The following is a 20,609-nucleotide window of genomic DNA, read 5'->3' as shown; positions in this document are numbered from 1 at the left end:
GCCCTGGCCACCCGCGGCCCCCTGGCCGTCCGCGGCACCCCGGCCGCCCTCGGGCACGTCGTCGCCCTCCCGCGGCGGGGTGGGGGAGGGGCGCCGCTCGCGCAGCAGGAGCGGAGGGCGTCGGAGGCTTCGGTCCGGCATCAGGTGTGCGTCTTCCCCTTGGTGGTGTCCGGCGGTGGTGTGCGGCGGACGGCTGTCCACGGAGCGGGCCACGGGCCCGGGGTCGCTTCCCGGACACGCGTGCCTGTCCCAGGTCAACGTCCCGTACGCGAAAGGCGTTCCCCCGCACGGGCCGTCTTCCGGGGTGGTTCCTCCCCAGACGCTACCTTCCGGCCACGCCCCCGTCCCGTGGGGGCCGCACGGTGTGCCGGTATCGTTGCTGGCGGTCGGCCGCTTCGTAGACTTCCCCGTATCCGGGGGCGCGAAGCATTCGTACGACCGTACAAAGGCACTCCCCGAGAAAGGGCCCCGCCGTGGCCAAGGCCAAGCGCCTCGTCGTGCTGGTCTCCGGATCAGGTACGAATCTGCAGGCACTCCTCGACGCGGTCGCGTCGCAGGGGGCCGCCGCCTACGGGGCCGAGATCGTCGCGGTCGGCGCGGACCGCGACGGCATCGCCGGCCTGGAGCGCGCCGAGCGCGCCGGGCTGCCGACCTTCGTGTGCCGGGTCAGGGACCACGGAAGCCGCGAGGAGTGGGACGCGGCACTGGCCGCGGCCACCGCGGCGTACGCACCGGACCTCGTCGTGTCGGCCGGCTTCATGAAGATCGTGGGCAAGGAGTTCCTGGCCCGCTTCGGCGGCCGGTTCGTCAACACCCACCCCGCCCTGCTGCCCAGCTTCCCGGGGGCGCACGGCGTCCGCGACGCCCTCGCCTACGGCGCGAAGGTCACCGGGTGCACCGTCCACTTCGTCGACGACGGCGTCGACACCGGCCCGATCATCGCCCAGGGCGTGGTCGAGGTCCGCAACGAGGACTACGAGGACGACGGGTCCGCTCTCCATGAGCGCATCAAGGAAGTCGAGCGCAAGCTGCTCGTCGATGTCGTGGGGCGGCTCGCCCGCAACGGCTATCGCATTGAGGGACGAAAGGTAGTTATCCAGTGACCGCCGAGAGCACAGGCACGGCCGAGAGCAGCAAGCGGGTCATCCGGCGCGCGCTCGTCAGCGTGTACGACAAGACCGGACTCGAAGAGCTCGCCCAGGGCCTGCACGCGGCCGGCGTGGAGCTCGTCTCCACCGGCTCGACCGCCGCGAGGATCGCCGCCGCCGGGGTCCCGGTCACCAAGGTCGAGGAACTCACCGGCTTCCCCGAGTGCCTGGACGGCCGGGTCAAGACGCTGCACCCGCGCGTGCACGCCGGCATCCTCGCCGACCTGCGCCTCGACTCCCACCGGGAGCAGCTCGCCGAGCTGGGCGTCGAGCCGTTCCAGCTGGTCGTCGTGAACCTCTACCCGTTCCGGGAGACCGTCGCCTCCGGGGCCACCCCCGACGAGTGCGTCGAGCAGATCGACATCGGCGGCCCCTCGATGGTCCGCGCCGCCGCCAAGAACCACCCGTCCGTCGCCGTGGTCACCAGCCCCGAGCGGTACGCCGACGTGCTCTCCGCGGTCCGTGACGGCGGCTTCGACCTGCACGCCCGCAAGCGGCTCGCGGCCGAGGCGTTCCAGCACACCGCCGCGTACGACGTCGCGGTCGCCTCCTGGTTCGCGAGCGAGTACGCGCCCGCCTCCGCCGACGACGGCGCCTTCCCCGAGTTCATCGGCTCGACCTTCGAGAAGCGCAGCACCCTGCGCTACGGCGAGAACCCGCACCAGGGCGCCGCGCTGTACGTGGACGCGTCGGGCGGCGGCCTGGCCGACGCCGAGCAGCTGCACGGCAAGGAGATGTCGTACAACAACTACACGGACACGGACGCCGCGCGCCGTGCCGCGTACGACCACGCCGACCCGTGCGTGGCGATCATCAAGCACGCCAACCCGTGCGGCATCGCGACCGGCGCGGACGTCGCCGAGGCGCACCGCAAGGCGCACGCCTGCGACCCGCTGTCCGCGTTCGGCGGCGTCATCGCCGTCAACCGCCCGGTCTCCAAGGAGATGGCGGAGCAGGTCGCCGAGATCTTCACCGAGGTCATCGTCGCGCCCGGCTACGAGGACGGCGCGCTGGAGGCCCTCGCCAAGAAGAAGAACATCCGCGTGCTGCGCGCCCCCGAGGGCCCGTCCGCGCAGGTCGAGGTCAAGCAGATCGACGGCGGCCGGCTCCTGCAGGTGGCCGACCGCCTCCAGGCCGAGGGCGACGACCCGTCCTCCTGGACGCTGGCGACCGGCGAGCCCCTCTCGCCGGGCGACCTCGACGAGCTGGCGTTCGCCTGGCGGGCCTGCCGGGCCGTCAAGTCCAACGCGATCCTGCTCGCCAAGGACGGCGCCTCCGTCGGCGTCGGCATGGGCCAGGTCAACCGCGTCGACTCCGCGAAGCTCGCGGTCGAGCGCGCGGGCGCCGAGCGGGCCCAGGGCTCCTTCGCCGCCTCGGACGCCTTCTTCCCCTTCCCCGACGGCCTGGAGATCCTGACCGCGGCCGGCGTCAAGGCCGTGGTCCAGCCCGGCGGTTCGGTCCGCGACGAGCTGGTCGTCGAGGCCGCGAAGAAGGCCGGCGTCACCATGTACTTCACGGGGACGCGGCACTTCTTCCACTAGTTCCCACAGCGGTACGCCTTCGCCGGCCGGAGGACGATCGACGGTCGGCCGGAGGCCGGACATGCCGAGGGCCGTGTCCCACCCCGCGGGGTGGGACACGGCCCTCGGCGTCGTCGTCAGCCCTTGACGACGACCGAGCTGCACACCTTGTCGGCGAACGTCTGCTTCTTGGAGTCCCACAGCGGCCACAGCCAGCCGAGGTAGCAGGCGATGCTGTCGAGGAAGTGCGCGAGGCGGCGCACGAACGCCATGCCGACACCGAGCGGCCGGCCGTCCACCTCCCGCAGCAGGCGGATGCCGAGGGCCTTCTTGCCGATGGTCTGCCCCGTCCTGCCCTCCTGGACCAGCATCCAGACGGCCACGCCGATGATGGCGACGAGGCTGATCAGGGTGAAGATCGCCCTCGACGCGTCGCTGCCGATGGCCGCCCCGATCACCATGGGGAGGTAGGCGACCATGACGACGAGCCCGTCCACCAGCGTCGCGAGGAACCGCAGGCCCCAGTGGGCGTACGGGGGCCGGCCGCCGTACATCTGCTGGTGGGGGTCGGGGTACCCGGGGTACTGCTGGCCGGGCTGCTGGGGGTATCCGTAACCGGCCTGCGGCGGCACGCCCTGCGGGGCCTGCTGCGGGTAGCCGTAACCGGGCTGCCCCTGCGGCTGCTGGGGGTAGCCGTACGGCTGGCCTCCCTGCGGCGGCTGCTGCCCGTACGGGTTGTTCGGGTCGCCGAAGCTCATGACGGTTCCTCCGTTGGTGGTGCGGGGACGACGCGGCCGTACGGAGGAAAAGGTCGAACGGTGTGCGGTCTGTCCCCCCTGCACTGCCCGCGGCACTGCGCGGCTTATGCTCTAAAAGCCCGGCCTCGTTGTCCAGCCGCAGCCTGCAGGAGTTGTGCAAGTGCAACATCGCTGACCACGCAGGACACCGGCGGGAACGCCCGATCCGGGGGCGGATTGGAACCCGGGCCCGGTCATCCGCGAGGATGGGTCCATGACCGCCCAGATTCTCGATGGCAAGGCCACCGCAGCCGCGATCAAGTCCGATCTGACCGTCCGCGTGGCGGCCCTGAAGGAGAAGGGCGTCACGCCCGGACTCGGCACCGTCCTGGTCGGTGACGACCCCGGCAGCCAGAAGTACGTCGCGGGCAAGCACCGCGACTGCGCGCAGGTCGGCATCGCCTCCATCCAGCGCGAACTGCCCGCGACCGCCACGCAGGAGGAGATCGAGGCGGTCGTCCGCGAACTCAACGAGGACCCGGCCTGCACCGGGTACATCGTGCAACTGCCGCTGCCCAAGGGCATCGACGAGAACCGCGTCCTGGAGCTGATGGACCCGGACAAGGACGCGGACGGCCTCCACCCGATGAACCTCGGGCGGCTCGTCCTGAACGAGCCGGCGCCGCTGCCCTGCACGCCGAACGGCGTGCTCACGCTGCTCCGGCAGTACGGGGTCGAGATCAAGGGCGCCGAGGTCGTGGTCGTCGGCCGCGGTGTGACCATCGGCCGCTCGATGCCGCTGCTGCTCACGCGGCGCTCGGAGAACGCGACGGTGACGCAGTGCCACACCGGTACGCGTGACCTGGCCGCGCACCTGCGCAAGGCCGACATCATCGTGGCCGCGGCCGGCTCCGCGCACCTGATCCGCCCCGAGGACGTGAAGCCGGGGGCGGCCGTCCTGGACGTCGGCGTCTCGCGCGGCGCGGACGGCAAGATCGTCGGCGACGTCCACCCCGGGGTGGCCGAGGTCGCCGGGTGGATCTCGCCCAACCCGGGCGGGGTGGGGCCGATGACCCGCGCCCAGCTCCTGGTCAACGTGGTCGAGGCGGCGGAACGCAGTGCCGGCTGAGCGGGGCGCTGCCGGTTCGGCCGGTGCCGGTCCCGGTCCTGAAGCCGACCTCGTGACCGAGGCCGGTGCCGGTACCGGTACGGGTGGTGCGGGTGACGGGGACGGTGCGGTTGCGGCTGCGACGGATGCCCCGGCTGCGACCGACGCCCCGACTGCGGCGGAGGCTTCGGACACGACGGATGCGACGGATGCTTCGGACGGGTCCGGCGACGGGTCCGAGGGTGGCGAGATCACCGTTCGGGACGCCGTCAGCGCGCCCGGGCCCGACGGGCAGCCCCGGCGGGTCACGCGGCGCTTCCCGCTGTTCACGCGGGACACCGCGCCGCCCGAGGGCGGTGGCAGGGCGGCGCCCCGCGACGCACCCGCGCCGGTACGGCAGTGGCCGATCCTCGCGGTCACCGGCCTGGTGGGACTCGGGCTCCTCCTGACCGCGCTGGACGCGTTCAAGGCCGGCACCCTGCTGGTCGGCCTCGCGCTGCTCGCGGGCGCCGCCATGCGGTGGGTGCTGCCGGACGTGGGCATGCTCGCCGTCCGGTCCCGGTTCACGGACCTGATCACGTACGGGGTCCTGGGGCTGACCATCGCGCTGCTCGCGCTGATGGCGCAGCCCAATCCGTGGCTGGAACTGCCGTTCCTGGACGATACGTTGCACTTMACCATCCGCACGTGAGCGCTCCGCTTGGTTGCGGTTGCGGTTGCGGTTGCGGGTGGGGTGGGTCGGCGTCGTCCTGAGGCTGCGGGCCGGTGGGGGCTGGTCGCGCAGTTCGCGTCGTCCTGAGGCTGCGGGCCGGTGGGGGCTGGTCGCGCAGTTCCCCGCGCCCCTTAGGGGCACGGGGCGGGGCGTTGTTTTGAGGCCGCGGGTGCGTGGGGGCTGGTCGCGCAGTTCCCCGCGCCCCTTAAAGGGCGCGGGCGGACTGGGCTGTACGTCGTACGCGGTGGGGGTCGGCTCGGTAGCCTGGCGGGCCGGTGGCGGTGTGCGGCCGGTGATCCGGGCCGGCCCGTCGGCCGTGGGGGAAGTCGGTGGGACACTGGACCGCAGACCAGCGGCGTGCGACGGTGCACGCCCACAGGCCCGAATGCTCCCGTGCGCCCCCCTCCCGGGAACTGAGATCCTGGCGGTGCGCATCCCTGTGGACAGCGGGTCCGGGACTCGGCAGAGGGCCTCACGCGCGGGAACAGACCAGCACGTACGGGGGGAAGAGGGGGGTAGCCATGCCTCGTTGGAAGGCCTTGCCGGATGAACTCGATCCGCAGGTCAGGGAGTTCGCCAGCCAGCTGCGCCGGCTCGTCGACCGCAGCGGCCTGAGCGTCGCCGCCGTGTCCGACCGCACCGGGTACAGCAAGACGTCCTGGGAGCGGTATCTGAACGGCCGGCTGCTCGCGCCCAAGGGCGCGATCATCGCGCTGGCGGAGGTGACCGGGACCAATCCCGTCCACCTCACGACGATGTGGGAGCTAGCCGAGCGCGCCTGGAGCCGTTCGGAGATGCGCCACGACATGACCATGGAGGCGATCCGGATCTCCCAGGCGCGCGCCGCGCTCGGGGAGTTCGGGCCGACCCCGGCCAAGGGGGGCGGGAGCGGCAAGCCGGCGCGCGCCGAGGGCGGTACGGCGGCGCCCAAGCCGGGCATCGCGGGCCCCGCCGGGGTCTCGCCCACGATCCCTCCGCAGGGTCCGGACGAGCGGGACGGCCGGCGCCCGTCGCACCGGGCAGGCCGGGGAACCGGGCCGGGGGCCGAGGGCGAGAACGCCGGCGGCGCTGCCGGCACGGGTGCGCGGGGTGGCGGTTGGGGAGTCGTCGCCTCACCGCCGGGTGTGTCCGGTGGGGCGGGCTACGGTCCGTCCCCGTCGGGTGCCTACGGACCCAACGGTCCCGCGCGGCCGAACGGTCCCGTACAGCCGAACGGTCCGGCCGGTCCGGCCGGTCCGGCCGGGGGGACGCCGCAGGACGCGCGGCCGCCGGCCGGCGGATCGTCCGACGGGCAGCGCAAGCGGCGGCTCACCATGTTCCTCACCGGGGTCGCGGCCGCGCTCGTGGTGGTGGCCGGGGCCGTGTACCTCACGAGCTCGGGCGGCGACAAGGGCAAGGACGAGGCCGGGCCGAGCCCGAGCCCGACGGTGAGCAAGAAACTGCCGGCCGGCGTCGAGTGCAGCGGATCGGCCTGCGCGGGCAAGGACCCGGAGAACATGGGCTGCGGCGGGACGCTGGCGCAGACCGTGGAGAAGGCCACCGTGGGCACCGCCCAGGTCGAGGTCCGCTACAGCGAGACGTGCGGCGCCGCGTGGGCCCGCATCACGGCGGCCGGAGCCGGTGACGCGGTCCGGATATCGTCGGGCTCGGCCGCCCCGCAGACCGCCGAGGTCGGCGCGGACACGGACACGGACGCCTACACGCCGATGGTCGCCGTGAAGAACTCCACGGCGGCCAAGGCCTGCGCGACGCTGCAGACGGGCGTCGAGGGCTGCACGAAGTAACGGCGGCGCCGACGGGCCGCCCCCTCCGGCCCGAGCCGCACGTACGGGCGCCCGACTCGACCGAGCCGGGCGCCCGTCCGCGTACCGGACGTCCCGCAGGCCCCCGTCCCCCGTCCCCCGGCCGGCCGGTGATCGCAGCACGTCAGGAGCCGGTCGCTCTCGGTGGGAATGGTCGCGGCGCTTCGGGGCAGGGGGACCGTACCCCCACGGGAGTCCGGCCCCGTACCGGGAAGGGTCCGTGACCCGCCCCGGCGACCGGAACGCCCATCCGGCGGTCGTCGGCCCACTCTCCCGGATCGACGGCCGCCTCCCCGCGCGCGCCCGCCCGCCGGGGCGGTGCGACCGGGGGCGGGACGCTGTGGGCCGGGCCACAGCGGACCCGGCCGTCCGGGATTCCGGATGCGCGATAGCCTGACCGCTGGATCTCTCTTGACGCCAAGAGATCGATCATCGAAAGCGTTGATCGATCATCGCGGCGCCGGGGCCGGGATCCCGTACCCCGGGGCAGGGACGCCCCACCGTCAGCTGTCATACGGAGAACGCCATGACCCGCACTCCCGTGAACGTCACCGTCACCGGCGCGGCCGGCCAGATCGGTTACGCCCTGCTCTTCCGCATCGCCTCCGGCCAGCTGCTCGGCGCGGACGTGCCGGTCAAGCTGCGGCTCCTGGAGATCACCCCGGCGCTCAAGGCCGCCGAGGGCACCGCCATGGAGCTCGACGACTGCGCCTTCCCGCTCCTCCAGGGCATCGACATCACCGACGACCCGAACGTGGCCTTCGACGGCACGAACGTCGGTCTGCTCGTCGGCGCCCGCCCCCGCACCAAGGGCATGGAGCGCGGTGACCTCCTGGAGGCCAACGGCGGCATCTTCAAGCCGCAGGGCAAGGCCATCAACGACAACGCCGCGGACGATGTCAAGATCCTCGTCGTCGGCAACCCGGCCAACACCAACGCCCTGATCGCCCAGGCCGCCGCCCCGGACGTACCGGCGGAACGCTTCACCGCGATGACCCGCCTGGACCACAACCGCGCGCTCACCCAGCTCGCGAAGAAGACGGGCTCGACGGTCGCGGACATCAAGCGCCTGACCATCTGGGGCAACCACTCCGCCACGCAGTACCCCGACATCTTCCACGCCACGATCGCCGGCAAGAACGCCGCCGAGACCGTGAACGACGAGAAGTGGCTGGCCGACGAGTTCATCCCGACCGTCGCCAAGCGCGGCGCGGCCATCATCGAGGCCCGCGGCGCCTCCTCCGCCGCGTCGGCCGCGAACGCCGCCATCGACCACGTCTACACCTGGGTCAACGGCACGGCGGACGGCGACTGGACCTCCATGGGCATCCCGTCCGACGGCTCGTACGGCGTCCCGGAGGGCCTCATCTCCTCCTTCCCCGTCACCACGAAGGACGGCTCGTACGAGATCGTCCAGGGCCTCGACGTCAACGAGTTCTCCCGCGCCCGCATCGACGCGTCGGTGAAGGAGCTGGAGGAGGAGCGCGAGGCGGTCCGCGCCCTCGGCCTCATCTGACCCGCACGCCGACGGACCCCGGGCATCCGGGCCCCCGGACGTGAACCACCGAACACGAAGCCGCCCCCGGGACATCCCGGGGGCGGCTTCGTACGTCATGCCCCCTCTGCCACACCGGGCGGTCGTGTGTCAGTCGGGCAGAGGCTTTTCGAACCAGTGGCCGGCGTGCGGGTTGTCGCCGTAGGGCGGGATCTCCGTGTAGCCGCTCGTGCGGTACAGGGCCGCCGCCTCCTTGAGCGCGACGTGCGTGTCCAGGCGTACGGTCCGGTGGCCGCGTGCGGCGGCCGTGTGCTCCAGCTCGGTCAGCAGCCGCCGTCCGAGGCCCAGTCCCCGGGCCCGCGGGTGCACCCACAGGTGCCGGACCTCGGCCGTGTCCGCGCCGGACGCGCACAGCGCCCCGCAGCCGACGGCGCGCTCCTCCTCGTACGCGACGAGGAACACGGCGATCCGCTCCGGCGGTACGAGGTCGCTCACGGCGTACCCCTCGGGGAACCGTCCGTCGAGCTCGGCGGCGTAGGCGGCGAGACAGGCGCGTGCGTCGGGTGACGCGGGGCCGACGGGACGCGCCGTGACCGCGGCCAGCCGCAGCAGCCGCTCGGTGACCGCGACGGCCTCGGCCAGCCGGCCCCGCTGCGCCTCGGTCAGCCCGCGCAGCAGCCCCTCGGCGAGACCGTCCGCGCGCCGGTTCTGCTCCGCCAGCTCGTCCCGCCCGGCCGGGGTGAGCTCCGCGAGGCGCAGCCTGCTGTCCGCCGGGTGGACGGTGACCCGGACGAGCCCCTGTCCCTCCAGCGCGCGCACCATGCGGCTCAGGTATCCCGCGTCCAGGCCGAGCCGGGTGCGCAGTTCCCGCAGGGAGGCGCCGGACCCGATCTCGTACAGCAGCCGGGCCTCGCCGAGCGGCCGGTCCTGCCCGAGGTAGTGGTCGTCGAGCACGCCGATCCGGCGGGTGAAGTAGCGGTTGAAGCGACGCAGGGCGGTCACGTGCGCCGCGGACACCGACGCCGGCACTGGCTCCATGCTCTTTGACTTTAGTCAAAGAACTGTGGGCGGTCCATGGGGGAGCGCTCTGTGACCCGGCGCACTTCGGCCGCGCGGCGCGCATGACATCCGGGCCGTGGGGCAGGTGCCCCCGACCCCCGGCGGCGGTACGCGGGTGACGGCGGGGCACGGACGAGGAACGGAAGGCGGCACCGGATGTCGGGACACCAGGCGCAGCGGACGATCCATGTGGGCGGGGAGTGGCGTGCGGCCGTCTCGGGTGCCACGCGGGACGTCCTGGACCCGGCGGACGCGAAGCCGTTCGCGGTGGTCGCCGAGGGCGGCGTGCCGGACGCGGACGCCGCCGTCGAGGCCGCCCGGCTCGCCTTCGACCACGGGGCGTGGCCCCGCACGCCCGTCAAGGAGCGCGCCGCCCTGCTGCGCCGGGTCGCCGGCCTGCTCGTGCGCGACCGCGAGTCGCTCGGGCTCCTGGAGAGCCGGGACGCGGGCAAGACCCTGGAGGAGGGGCGCGTCGACATCGACTGCGTCGCCGACGCCTTCCGGTACTTCGCCGACCTGGTCGTCGCGGAGGGCCGCGGCCGGGTCGTCGACGCGGGCTCGGACGACGTCCACAGCGTCGTCGTGCACGAGCCGGTCGGCGTCTGCGCGATGATCACGCCCTGGAACTACCCGCTGCTGCAGGCCAGTTGGAAGATCGCCCCGGCCCTCGCCGCGGGGAACACCTTCGTCGTCAAGCCGAGCGAGATCACTCCGCTGACCACCGTCGCCCTGGTCGACCTGCTCGTCGAGGCCGGGCTGCCCGCCGGTGTCGCCAACCTGGTCACCGGACCCGGCCACAGCGTCGGCGCCCGTCTCGCCGAGCACCCGGACGTCGACCTCGTCTCCTTCACCGGCGGCCTCGTCAGCGGCACGAAGGTCGCGCAGGCCGCCGCCGTCACCGTCAAGAAGGTCGCCCTCGAACTCGGCGGCAAGAACCCCAACGTCGTCTTCGCCGACTCCTGCGCCACCGAGGAGGGCTTCGACACCGCCGTCGACCAGGCGCTCAACGCCGCGTTCATCCACAGCGGGCAGGTCTGCTCGGCGGGCTCCCGGCTGATCATCGAGGAGTCGGTACGGGACCGGTTCGTCGCCGAACTGGTGCGGCGCGCCGAGCGCATCCGGCTCGGCCGGGGCACCGAGCCCGGCGTCGAGTGCGGCCCGCTGGTCTCCGCCGAACAGCGCGAGAGGACCGAGGACTACGTGGCGGCCGCCCTGGCGGAGGGCGCGGTGCTGCGCACCGGCGGCGCCCGCCCCGACCCGTCGCCGGAGCGCCCCGCCACCGGCTTCTTCTACGAGCCGACGGTCCTGGACCAGTGCCACCGCGAGATGCGCGTCGTACGGGAAGAGGTGTTCGGGCCGGTCCTGACGGTGGAGACCTTCCGCACCGAGGACGAGGCGGTGGCGCTCGCCAACGACACGGAGTACGGGCTCGCGGGCGGCGTCTGGACCGCCGACGCGGGACGGGCCCGGCGGGTGGCCGGCCGGCTGCGGCACGGCACCGTCTGGATCAACGACTTCCACCCCTACCTCCCGCAGGCGGAGTGGGGCGGCTTCGGCAAGAGCGGGGTCGGCCGCGAACTCGGCCCGGCCGGGCTCGCCGAGTACCGCGAGAGCAAACACGTGTACCAGAACCTCGCGCCGAAGCCGGTCCGCTGGTTCGCGGGCTGACCCCCGGAGCCCGAGGGACCCAGGCCCCGGACCAGGGGGCCCGGACGGCTACGTGTACTGGCCGGCCGTGTAGTGCCCGGGCGTCAGGCGGCAGGCCACGCCGAACCGGTTCCACGCGTTGATCACGGTGATCGTCGCGAGCAGCTGGGACAGCTCGGTCTCGTCGAAGTACCGGGCGGCGTTCTCGAACACCTCGTCCGGGACGAAGCCGTCCGTCAGGACCGTCACGGCCTCGGTCAGCGCGATCGCCGCGAGCTCCTTCTCCGTGTAGAAGTGCCGCGACTCCTCCCAGGCGCCGAGCTGCACGATCCGCTCCACGCTCTCGCCCGCCGCGAGCGCGTCCTTGGTGTGCATGTCGAGGCAGAACGCGCAGTGGTTGAGCTGCGACGCCCGGATCTTCACCAGCTCCGCCAGGACCGGGTCGACGCCCTTCGCGGCCGCCGCGGCGAGGCGGACCATGGCCTTGTAGACGTCGGGGGCGAACGTGGCCCACTGGAGCCGGGGCGCCTCCTCGGCGGCGTACGCGGTGCCGTCGAGCCTCGCGTCGGACGTCGTGCCGGTGGTCGTGCTCGGTGTGTTCGTCGTCATGGCCTCGACCCTACGAGCGAAGCTGCCCAGGGGTATGGTCCATTTCCATGGCCGGAAACCGGGCCACTTTCGGAGTGGACCTGCACGTCGACGTGGCGCGCACCGGCTCCGGTACGGGCCCCGGCCTGCGCCGGAGCCTGACCGACGCGCTGCGCGAGGCGGTGCGCGGCGGGCGGCTCGCGCCGGGCACCCGGCTGCCGTCGTCCCGGTCCCTGGCCGCGGACCTCGGCATCGCCCGCAACACCGTGGCGGACGCGTACGCCGACCTCGTCGCCGAGGGCTGGCTCACCGCGCGCCAGGGCTCGGGCACCCGGGTGGCGCCGCGGACGGTACCGGTCCCCGCCTCCGCCGCCCGGCGGCCCCGCGCACCGGGCGGCCCCGCCCACAACCTCGTCCCCGGCACCCCGGACCTCGCCTCCTTCCCGCGCACGGAATGGCTCAGGGCGTCCCGCCGGGCCCTCGCGGCGACCCCGAACGACGCGCTCGGCTACGGGGACCCGCGCGGCCGCGCGGAACTGCGCACCGCGCTCGCGGACTACCTCGCCCGGGCCCGCGGCGTCCGCGCCGACCCCGGGCACGTCCTCGTCTGCTCCGGGTTCGTCCACGGGCTGACGCTGCTCGGCTCGGTCCTGCGGAGCCGGGGCGCGCGCACGCTCGCGGTGGAGTCGTACGGCCTCGACGTGCACTGGGACCTGATCGGGCGGGCGGGCCTGGAGTCGGTGCCGCTGCCCTTCGACGAACTGGGCACACGGACCGACGAGTTGACGGGTGGCCCTGCGGGCGGCCCCGCGGGCGGGCCGCTGGGGGACTCCGTGGGCGGGGTGCTGCTGACGCCCGCCCACCAGTTCCCCATGGGCGTGCCCCTGCACCCCGGCCGCCGGGCCGCCGTCGTCGACTGGGCGCGGCGCACGGGCGGGCTGATCCTGGAGGACGACTACGACGGGGAGTTCCGCTACGACCGGCAGCCCGTGGGCGCGCTCCAGGGCCTCGACCCGGACCGCGTGGTGTACTTCGGCACCGCCAGCAAGTCCCTCGCCCCCGGTCTGCGCCTCGGCTGGCTGGTGCTGCCGCCGGACCTGGTGCCCGAGGTGATCGCGGCCAAGGGCGGCGCGGACTGGTCGTGCGGGGTCCTGGACCAGCTGACGCTGGCGGAGTTCATCACCTCCGGGGCGTACGACCGCCATGTACGGGCCTCCCGCCTGCGCTACCGGCGCCGCCGTGACCAGCTCGTCGCGGCCCTGGCGGCCCGCGCCCCGTCGGTGACGGCCACCGGGATCGCGGCCGGGCTGCACGCGGTGCTGCGCCTGCCGCCCGGCACCGAGCGGTCCGTGGTCCGCGCGGCGGCCTGGCACGGTCTGGCCGTCCACGGGCTGGCCGCCCACCGTCACCCGGCCGCCGCGTCCGCGCCGCCGGACGCCCTGGTCGTCGGCTACGGGACCCCCTCGGACAGCGGCTGGCCGGGCGCGCTGGAGGCGCTGTGCGGGGCGCTGCCCCAGGGAACCTGACCCCACCGGGGACCACGAAAAGCTTGTATGGGGAAGCGAGTTCGGGGAAGCCGCATGTACAAGTGGGGCACGCGATCTTTACGCTGTCGGACTGACGGGCCCGGGGGACGGGCCGGACGGGGGAAGAGACATGACGGAGCAGCGCAGAAGACTGCGGTCGAGCACGGTCGTCCTGGGGGGAATGGGCCTCCTGGCGACCGCCCTCACCTCGTGCGGATCCGACCCGGACCGCCGCTGTGTGGACCGCGACAGCTACGAGTACACGGGCGGCTACAAGATAGTCGCCGACAAGAACTGCTCCTCGGGCTCCGGCTCCACGGCGGGCAAGAAGCGGGGCACGGGCGGCACCGGCAAGGGTTCCAAGGTCGACGCGGACTGGTACTACGACGCCGACGTCTCCGCGGGCCGCGCCGACGGCGGCACCTTCAGCCGCAGCGAGGCCGTCGACCGGGACGGCTTCGGCTGCTCGGGCGGCAGCGGCGGCGGCTGACGGAAGGTACTACGGAAGGTACTGACGGATCTACGGACGCACGACTGTGGAACGCCGAACCATCGAACCCCGCCCCGGCTGGCAGCGCACGGTCGAGGAACAGGGCCTCATCTACCCCCTCACCCGCCACCCGGACGGCTCCCTGCGCCCCTACTGGGACGAGTCCGCCCACTACGTCTTCTCCCTGCCCGAGGTCGAGGCGCTGGAGGAGGTCGTGGAGGAGCTGCACCGGATGTGCCTCGCCGCGGCGGAACACATCGTCGCCGAGGACCGGCTCGCGGACCTCGGCATCACCGACCCGCGGGTCGCGGACGCGGTCACCGAGGCCTGGCGCCGCCGCGCCGAACTGCCGTCCCTGTACGGCCGCTTCGACCTGCGCCACGACGGCACGGGCCCGGCGAAGCTCCTGGAGTACAACGCCGACACCCCGACCTCGCTCGTCGAGGCCGCGGGGCCCCAGTGGTTCTGGATGGAGGAACGGTTCCCCGGCGCCGACCAGTGGAACTCCCTCCACGAACGGCTCGTCGACGCCTGGCGGAAGCAGGCCGGCCTCCTGCCGCCCGGCAGCCCCCTGTACTTCGCGCACTCCGCCGCCGACGAGCTCGGCGAGGACCTCATGACGGTCGGCTACCTGAAGGAGACCGCGGAGCAGGCCGGCCTCGACACCTCCTGGATCGCGATGGAGGAGATCGGCTGGGACCGCCTCTCGAACCGCTTCGTCGACAAGCGGCTCCGCTTCATCCGCAGCTGCTTCAAGCTCTACCCCTGGGAGTGGCTCACCACCGACCGCTTCGCCCCGCACGTCCTGGACACCCTCGACAACGGCGGCGGCACGGGGACGACGATGTGGATCGAGCCGGCCTGGAAGATGCTGCTCAGCAACAAGGCCCTCCTGGCGGTCCTGTGGGAGCTGTACCCGGGCCACCCGAACCTCCTCCCGGCCTACCTCGACGGCCCGCGCGACCTGGCCGCCACGCGCGGGTACGTCGCCAAGCCGCTCCTGGGCCGCGAGGGCGCCGGCGTCACGGTCCACGAGCCCGGCGCGGACCCCGTGGTCCGCGACGAGCCCTGCTGCTACCAGGAGCTGGCCCCCCTGCCGTCCTTCGACGGCAACCGGGTCGTCCTGGGCGCCTGGGTCGTCGACGGGGAGGCGGCGGGCCTGGGCATCCGCGAGTCGGCCGGCCTGGTCACCGACGAGTACGCCCGCTTCCTGCCCCACGTCATCCTCTGACCGCCTCCTCCAACCGCGCGCACCCGCCCGCCCGGGTGCGTGCGGCGCTCGCATGGTGGACGGAAGATCCCGGTGCGCGACCGTGCCCGGTAGGCTCGTCCACGGGCCGTGACTGGCGCGCTGGGATGGGATCGACCATCGGGAAGCGGCCCGGGAACCGTGTGCCGTGCGCCTGGGCCGAACCGTGAACGCCGAACGCCACGTCCGGAGGCCGTCATGTCTGAATCCCCCGCACCCCTGTCCACCGAGTCCACCGCCTTCCGCAGCGCCCTCGAAGTGATCCGCGCCGTCGAGCCCCGGGTCGCGGACGCCATCGGGCAGGAGGTCGCCGACCAGCGCGAGATGCTCAAGCTGATCGCCTCCGAGAACTACGCCTCCCCGGCGACCCTGCTCGCGATGGGCAACTGGTTCAGCGACAAGTACGCCGAGGGCACCGTCGGCCGCCGCTTCTACGCCGGCTGCCGCAACGTGGACACCGTCGAGGCCCTCGCCGCCGAGCACGCCCGCGAGCTCTTCGGCGCCGAGCACGCCTACGCCCAGCCGCACTCCGGCATCGACGCCAACCTCGTCGCCTTCTGGGCGGTCCTCGGGCAGCGCGTCGAGGTCCCCGCCCTGGAGAAGGCGGGCGTGCGCAACGTCAACGACCTCTCCGAGGCCGACTGGGCCGAGCTGCGCCGGGCCTTCGGCAACCAGCGCATGCTCGGCATGTCCCTGGACGCGGGCGGCCACCTCACCCACGGCTTCCGCCCGAACATCTCCGGCAAGATGTTCGACCAGCGCTCCTACGGCACCGACCCCGCAACCGGCCTCATCGACTACGAGGCCCTGCGCGCCTCCGCCCGCGAGTTCAAGCCGCTGATCATCGTGGCCGGCTACTCCGCGTACCCCCGGCTGGTGAACTTCCGGATCATGCGGGAGATCGCCGACGAGGTCGGCGCCACGCTCATGGTGGACATGGCCCACTTCGCGGGGCTCGTCGCGGGCAAGGTCCTGACCGGCGACTTCGACCCGGTCCCGCACGCCCAGATCGTCACCACGACCACCCACAAGTCGCTGCGCGGCCCGCGCGGCGGCATGGTCCTGTGCGACGAGTCGCTGGCCGAGCAGGTCGACCGCGGCTGCCCGATGGTCCTCGGCGGCCCCCTCCCGCACGTCATGGCCGCCAAGGCCGTGGCCCTCGCCGAGGCGCGCCGCCCCGAGTTCCGCGACTACGCGCAGGCCGTCGTGGACAACGCCCGCGCGCTCGCCGAGGGCCTGATGCGGCGCGGCGCCACGCTGGTCACCGGCGGCACGGACAACCACCTCAACCTCATCGACGTCGCCTCCTCCTACGGCCTCACCGGCCGCCAGGCCGAGTCCGCGCTGCTCGACTCGGGCATCGTCACCAACCGCAACGCCATCCCCGCCGACCCCAACGGCGCCTGGTACACCTCGGGCATCCGGATCGGCACGCCCGCGCTGACCACCCGGGGCCTGGGCGCCACGGAGATGGACGAGATCGCCGGTCTGATCGACCGCGTCCTGACCGGCACGGAGCCCGGCACCACCAAGAAGGGCGCCCCCTCCAAGGCCCAGCACGTCCTCGACCCGAAGATCGCGGACGAGATCTCGCACCGCGCGAGCGACCTGCTGACCGGCTTCCCGCTGTACCCGGAGATCGACCTCGGCTGATCCGGCCGATCCGGCGCACCCGGCCGGCCCCGCGAACCCCGCGGCGCCGGCCGGGGGCCGTTCGTGCGTACCTGTGTCACATCTGTTCCCGACCAGTTCCGGAGCGGCCCCCGGCACCTGAGAGAATGGTGGGCATGGCTCTCGACCGTCCCCGCGTGCTCTCCGGAATCCAGCCCACCGCAGGCTCGTTCCACCTCGGCAACTACCTCGGCGCCGTCCGCCAGTGGGTGGCGCTGCAGGAGTCCCACGACGCCTTCTACATGGTCGTGGACCTGCACGCGATCACCCTCCCGCAGGACCCCGGGGCGCTGCGCGCCAACACCCGGCTGGCCGCCGCGCAGCTGCTGGCCGCCGGTCTCGACCCCGCGCGCTGCACGCTCTTCGTCCAGAGCCACGTCCCCGAGCACGCCCAGCTCGCCTGGGTCATGAACTGCCTCACCGGCTTCGGCGAGGCCTCCCGCATGACCCAGTTCAAGGACAAGTCCGCGAAGCAGGGCGCCGACCGCGCCTCGGTCGGCCTCTTCACGTACCCGATCCTCCAGGTCGCGGACATCCTGCTGTACCAGGCGAACGAGGTCCCGGTCGGCGAGGACCAGCGCCAGCACATCGAGCTCACGCGCGACCTCGCCGAGCGGTTCAACGGCCGCTTCGGGCAGACGTTCACCGTGCCGAAGCCGTACATCCTCAAGGAGACGGCGAAGATCTTCGACCTGCAGGACCCGACGATCAAGATGAGCAAGTCGGCGTCGACGCCGAAGGGCCTCGTCAACCTCCTCGACGACCCGAAGGCCACCGCGAAGAAGATCAAGAGCGCGGTCACCGACACGGACACCGTGATCAGGTTCGACCCCGTGGAGAAGCCGGGCGTCAGCAACCTGCTGGGCATCTACTCCACCCTCACCGGGACCGGGATCGCGGAACTGGAGGAGAAGTACGCCGGCAAGGGCTACGGTGCGCTGAAGACGGACCTGGCGGAGGTCGTGGTCGACTTCGTGACGCCCTTCCGGGAGCGCACCCAGCAGTACCTGGACGACCCGGAGACGCTCGACTCGATCCTGGCCGAGGGGGCCGAGAAGGCCCGCGTGGTCGCCGCGGAGACGCTCGCACAGACGTACGCGAAGGTGGGCTTCCTGCCCGCCAAGCACTGACCGCACGCAGGGATCACCCGCACCGGACGCGGGTACGCGACTCCCGGGCGACCGGGACGAGACCAGGACAACACCGGCACGGGGTCCGTCACGGGGCTGTGCCGCCGTACAGTCGACAGTCGGCGCACGTCCGGCCGCACGCAACGGACGCACCACCGGAACGACGACAGGAGACGACGTGGGGACCGTAACGATCGGTGTGTCGATCGCGGTCCCGGAGCCACACGGCAGCCTGCTCCAGCAGCGGCGCGAGGGCTTCGGCGACCCCGCGGCTTCCGGCATTCCCACCCACGTCACCCTGCTGCCCCCGACCGAGGTCGAGGCAGCGGCGCTGCCCGCGATCGAGGCGCACCTCGTCGAGGTCGCGGCCGCCGGGCGGCCCTTCACGATGCGGCTCAGCGGCACGGGGACGTTCCGTCCGCTGTCCCCCGTCGTGTACGTACAGGTGGTCGAGGGCGCCGAGGCCTGCACCTGGCTCCAGAAGCAGGTCCGGGACGCCTCGGGCCCCGTGGCGCGTGAGCTGCAGTTCCCGTACCACCCGCACGTCACCGTGGCGCACGGCATCGACGAAGAGGCGATGGACCGCGCGTTCGAGGAGCTGGCGGAGTACGAGGCGCAGTGGCCGTGCATCGGCTTCGCGCTCTACGAGCAGGGGTCCGACGGCGTGTGGCGCAGGCTGCGCGACTACGTCTTCGGGGGCGCGGTCGTGCCGCCCCAGGCGACCCACGTCGAACGGGGCCCGCTCCCGGCCTGCTGAACCGAGGGGAGCGCATGCGCACAGCCGTGGCGGGGCTTGCCGTCCTCGGGCTCGTCCTCACCGGTTGCGGTGCGGGCGAGGACTCCGGACCGCGCTGGACGTACGACGAGATCGTCGAGAGCGGCGGCACGCTGACGGACGTGCTGGCGAACGGTCCCGACGACGTCTGGGTCGCGGGCGCGTACCGGCGCACGGGCGACTCGTCGGCCGACGACGGGTTCCTGCTGCGCCGCGACGGCAGCCGGTGGCAGCGGCAGCCGATGCCCGGCATCCTGGACCGCAGCGTTCACGGCGCCCGCTTCGACGCCCTGGGCTCCGGCGAGTTCCTGCTCACCGCCTCCCTGCAGAACCTGAACGCGCCGCGGACGGCCCACTGGGACGGCGAGCGGTGGACCGCCCTCCCGGAGATCCCGGCCGGGGACCGGCTCGTCGACATGAGGGCCTTCGCGGCCGACGACGTCTGGGCCCTGGCCGACGGGTCGCTGGCCCACCACTGGGACGGCGAGCGGTGGAGGACCTTCCGGTTGCCCGTCGAGGCGGCCTCGCTGGACGGCGTCGCCACGGACGACCTCTGGGCCGTCGGGTACCGCGGTACGAGCGGTGAGAGCGGGACCGGGACCGGGAACCACGAGATGACGCAGCCCGCCGCCCTGCACTGGGACGGCGCGTCCTGGCGAACGGCCGACACCCCCGAGTACCACTTCCCCGAGCCGGTGCCCGCCGAGCCGGGCGCGGCCCTCGACCACGTCCTCGCCCTGGCTCCCGACGACGTCCGCGCGTACGGCGAGCACACCTTCAACCACGGCGAGGTGGAGGACGAACCGCAGGACGAGCACATCCGGCTGCGGTGGGACGGGACCTCCTGGGAGAAGCGGGACGACGCCGAAAGGGAGTGCGCCGGGCTGCTCCCCCTGGACCGGGACGGCGACCGGGGCCTCTTCCTGGAGCGCAACCGGTACCAGGCCCCGGACGGCGCCTGTACGCACATCCCGTGGCCCAGGCTGCCGAGCGGGGACGGGGTGCGGGCCTCCTCCCGGCAGTCGCTGTGGCTGTCCGCCGTGGCCGCCGTGCCGGGCACCGACCAGGCCTTCGGGGTGGGGAACGTCCAGGTGAACCAGGGCGGGAACCCGACCAACCGGACCGTGATCATGTCGCTCACGAGGTAGCCGGAGCACCGGCCGGCCCCGTCCTACAGCGGCAGGCGGCGGAACACCGCCCGTGGGGCGTGGCGCAGGGCCGACATGACCACCCGCAGCGTGCCCGGTACCCACACCACCTCCGAGCGGCGGCGCAGGCCCGTCTCGACGGCCGTGGCGACCGCCTCGGGGGTCGTCGCGAGCGGCGCCTCCTCCAGGCCCTCCGTCATCTTCGAGCGGACGAACCCGGGGCGCACGACCATCACGTGCACGCCCGTGCCGTACAGCGCGTCCCCCAGGCCCTGGGCGAACGCGTCGAGGCCCGCCTTGCTGGACCCGTAGATGAAGTTGGCGCGGCGGGCCCGCTCGCCCGCCACCGAGGAGAGCACCACCAGGGAGCCGTGGCCCTGGGTCTGGAGGGCCTGCGCGCACACCAGCCCCGACGAGACGGCGCCCGTGTAGTTGGTCTGGGCGACGCGGACCGCGGCGGCCGGCTCGTTCTCGTCGCGCGACTGGTCGCCCAGCACGCCGAACGCCAGCAGGACCATGTCGATGTCGCCCTCGGCGAAGACCTTGCCGAGGACCTCCTCGTGGGAGTCCGGGTCGAGCGCGTCGAAGGCGACGGTACGGACGTCCGCGCCGAGCTCGCGCAGGCCCGCGGCGGCCGACTCCAGGGCGGGCGAGGGGCGGCCCGCGAGCCACACCGTACGGGTGCGGCGGGCGATCAGGCGGCGCGCGGTGGCGAGCCCGATCCCGGAGGTGCCGCCGAGGACGAGCAGGGACTGGGGGAGGCCGAAGGCGTCCTTCATGGAACCGAACTCCAGGGGGAGGGGG

18 protein-coding genes and 1 riboswitch are annotated in these 20,609 nt (G+C 73.3%); of the genes, 14 read left to right on the top strand and 4 right to left on the bottom strand.

From position 1 onward, the window contains the following. The first annotated feature begins 473 nt into the window (after nucleotides 1-473). Together purN and purH are read left to right on the top strand one after the other, a co-directional pair. Entirely contained in the window at nucleotides 474-1,103 is a 630-nt protein-coding gene (gene purN, locus FGF04_RS15600) for a phosphoribosylglycinamide formyltransferase (RefSeq protein ID WP_149511897.1), read from the top strand. Continuing rightward, nucleotides 1,100-2,689, top strand: coding sequence for a bifunctional phosphoribosylaminoimidazolecarboxamide formyltransferase/IMP cyclohydrolase (gene purH / locus FGF04_RS15595; RefSeq protein ID WP_149511896.1), 1,590 nt, complete (start codon nucleotides 1,100-1,102; stop codon nucleotides 2,687-2,689). Before purN ends, purH begins: the two co-directional genes overlap by 4 nt. A 116-nt stretch (nucleotides 2,690-2,805) precedes the next feature. Here the strand turns inward: purH and FGF04_RS15590 are convergent, their stop codons facing one another. Continuing rightward, nucleotides 2,806-3,426 carry an RDD family protein gene (locus tag FGF04_RS15590; RefSeq protein ID WP_149511895.1) on the bottom strand — a complete coding sequence of 207 codons (621 nt, stop codon included), beginning with the start codon at nucleotides 3,424-3,426 and terminating at the stop codon, nucleotides 2,806-2,808. Nucleotides 3,427-3,679: 253 nt separating this feature from the next. Here FGF04_RS15590 and FGF04_RS15585 point away from each other — a divergent pair, with 253 nt between their 5' ends. From FGF04_RS15585 to FGF04_RS15570, 4 genes are all read left to right on the top strand, one after another. Then, nucleotides 3,680-4,534: a bifunctional methylenetetrahydrofolate dehydrogenase/methenyltetrahydrofolate cyclohydrolase gene (locus FGF04_RS15585; protein WP_149511894.1), complete on the top strand. Its 855-nt coding sequence runs from the start codon at nucleotides 3,680-3,682 to the stop codon at nucleotides 4,532-4,534. 52 nt (nucleotides 4,535-4,586) lie between these two features. Next, the gene (locus tag FGF04_RS15580) at nucleotides 4,587-5,204 is read left to right on the top strand and encodes a DUF3017 domain-containing protein (protein WP_149511893.1); all 618 of its coding nucleotides are present in this window, start codon (nucleotides 4,587-4,589) and stop codon (nucleotides 5,202-5,204) included. 542 nt (nucleotides 5,205-5,746) lie between these two features. Then, nucleotides 5,747-7,009: a helix-turn-helix domain-containing protein gene (locus FGF04_RS15575; protein ID WP_149511892.1), complete on the top strand. Its 1,263-nt coding sequence runs from the start codon at nucleotides 5,747-5,749 to the stop codon at nucleotides 7,007-7,009. A gap of 544 nt (nucleotides 7,010-7,553) precedes the next feature. Beyond that, nucleotides 7,554-8,543: a malate dehydrogenase gene (locus FGF04_RS15570; protein WP_149511891.1), complete on the top strand. Its 990-nt coding sequence runs from the start codon at nucleotides 7,554-7,556 to the stop codon at nucleotides 8,541-8,543. Nucleotides 8,544-8,672: 129 nt separating this feature from the next. Here the strand turns inward: FGF04_RS15570 and FGF04_RS15565 are convergent, their stop codons facing one another. Then, nucleotides 8,673-9,560: a GNAT family N-acetyltransferase gene (locus FGF04_RS15565; RefSeq protein WP_149511890.1), complete on the bottom strand. Its 888-nt coding sequence runs from the start codon at nucleotides 9,558-9,560 to the stop codon at nucleotides 8,673-8,675. 177 nt (nucleotides 9,561-9,737) lie between these two features. Between FGF04_RS15565 and FGF04_RS15560 the strand changes: the two genes are divergently transcribed. Next, on the top strand, nucleotides 9,738-11,249 hold the full coding sequence (locus FGF04_RS15560) for an aldehyde dehydrogenase family protein (RefSeq protein ID WP_149511889.1): 1,512 nt from the start codon (nucleotides 9,738-9,740) through the stop codon (nucleotides 11,247-11,249). 48 nt (nucleotides 11,250-11,297) lie between these two features. On the opposite strand, the gene FGF04_RS15555 is transcribed toward FGF04_RS15560, so the two are convergent. Continuing rightward, nucleotides 11,298-11,837 carry a carboxymuconolactone decarboxylase family protein gene (locus FGF04_RS15555; RefSeq protein WP_149511888.1) on the bottom strand — a complete coding sequence of 180 codons (540 nt, stop codon included), beginning with the start codon at nucleotides 11,835-11,837 and terminating at the stop codon, nucleotides 11,298-11,300. A 47-nt stretch (nucleotides 11,838-11,884) separates the two neighbouring features. On the opposite strand from FGF04_RS15555, the gene pdxR reads away from it, so the two are divergent. The 7 genes from pdxR (at nucleotide 11,885) to FGF04_RS15520 (ending at nucleotide 19,805) form a co-directional block, all read left to right on the top strand. Further along, nucleotides 11,885-13,342 carry a MocR-like pyridoxine biosynthesis transcription factor PdxR gene (gene pdxR / locus FGF04_RS15550; RefSeq protein WP_149511887.1) on the top strand — a complete coding sequence of 486 codons (1,458 nt, stop codon included), beginning with the start codon at nucleotides 11,885-11,887 and terminating at the stop codon, nucleotides 13,340-13,342. A 130-nt stretch (nucleotides 13,343-13,472) separates the two neighbouring features. Continuing rightward, on the top strand, nucleotides 13,473-13,832 hold the full coding sequence (locus tag FGF04_RS15545) for a hypothetical protein (RefSeq protein ID WP_149511886.1): 360 nt from the start codon (nucleotides 13,473-13,475) through the stop codon (nucleotides 13,830-13,832). A gap of 46 nt (nucleotides 13,833-13,878) precedes the next feature. Further along, nucleotides 13,879-15,063, top strand: coding sequence for a glutathionylspermidine synthase family protein (locus tag FGF04_RS15540; protein ID WP_149511885.1), 1,185 nt, complete (start codon nucleotides 13,879-13,881; stop codon nucleotides 15,061-15,063). A 98-nt stretch (nucleotides 15,064-15,161) separates the two neighbouring features. Further along, a riboswitch (ZMP/ZTP riboswitch) is annotated at nucleotides 15,162-15,248 on the top strand. A gap of 31 nt (nucleotides 15,249-15,279) precedes the next feature. Then, on the top strand, nucleotides 15,280-16,734 hold the full coding sequence (locus FGF04_RS15535; RefSeq protein ID WP_149511884.1) for a glycine hydroxymethyltransferase: 1,455 nt from the start codon (nucleotides 15,280-15,282) through the stop codon (nucleotides 16,732-16,734). 134 nt (nucleotides 16,735-16,868) lie between these two features. After that, complete coding sequence (gene trpS / locus FGF04_RS15530) at nucleotides 16,869-17,882, top strand: tryptophan--tRNA ligase (protein ID WP_149511883.1); 1,014 nt, start codon at nucleotides 16,869-16,871, stop codon at nucleotides 17,880-17,882. A gap of 178 nt (nucleotides 17,883-18,060) precedes the next feature. Beyond that, a complete protein-coding gene (locus FGF04_RS15525) occupies nucleotides 18,061-18,639 on the top strand; it encodes a 2'-5' RNA ligase family protein (RefSeq protein WP_149511882.1) in 579 nt (192 codons plus the stop codon). A gap of 14 nt (nucleotides 18,640-18,653) precedes the next feature. Further along, nucleotides 18,654-19,805, top strand: a complete 1,152-nt coding sequence (locus tag FGF04_RS15520; protein ID WP_149511881.1) for a hypothetical protein — start codon at nucleotides 18,654-18,656, stop codon at nucleotides 19,803-19,805. A 23-nt stretch (nucleotides 19,806-19,828) separates the two neighbouring features. Here the strand turns inward: FGF04_RS15520 and FGF04_RS15515 are convergent, their stop codons facing one another. Beyond that, nucleotides 19,829-20,584 carry a decaprenylphospho-beta-D-erythro-pentofuranosid-2-ulose 2-reductase gene (locus tag FGF04_RS15515; RefSeq protein ID WP_149511880.1) on the bottom strand — a complete coding sequence of 252 codons (756 nt, stop codon included), beginning with the start codon at nucleotides 20,582-20,584 and terminating at the stop codon, nucleotides 19,829-19,831. Between the last annotated feature and the right edge of the window lie 25 nt (nucleotides 20,585-20,609).

Origin of the sequence: Streptomyces apricus (assembly GCF_008369065.1) — a bacterium.
GTDB lineage: Bacteria > Actinomycetota > Actinomycetes > Streptomycetales > Streptomycetaceae > Streptomyces > Streptomyces apricus.
This window is presented reverse-complemented; position numbering and strand designations above follow the sequence as displayed.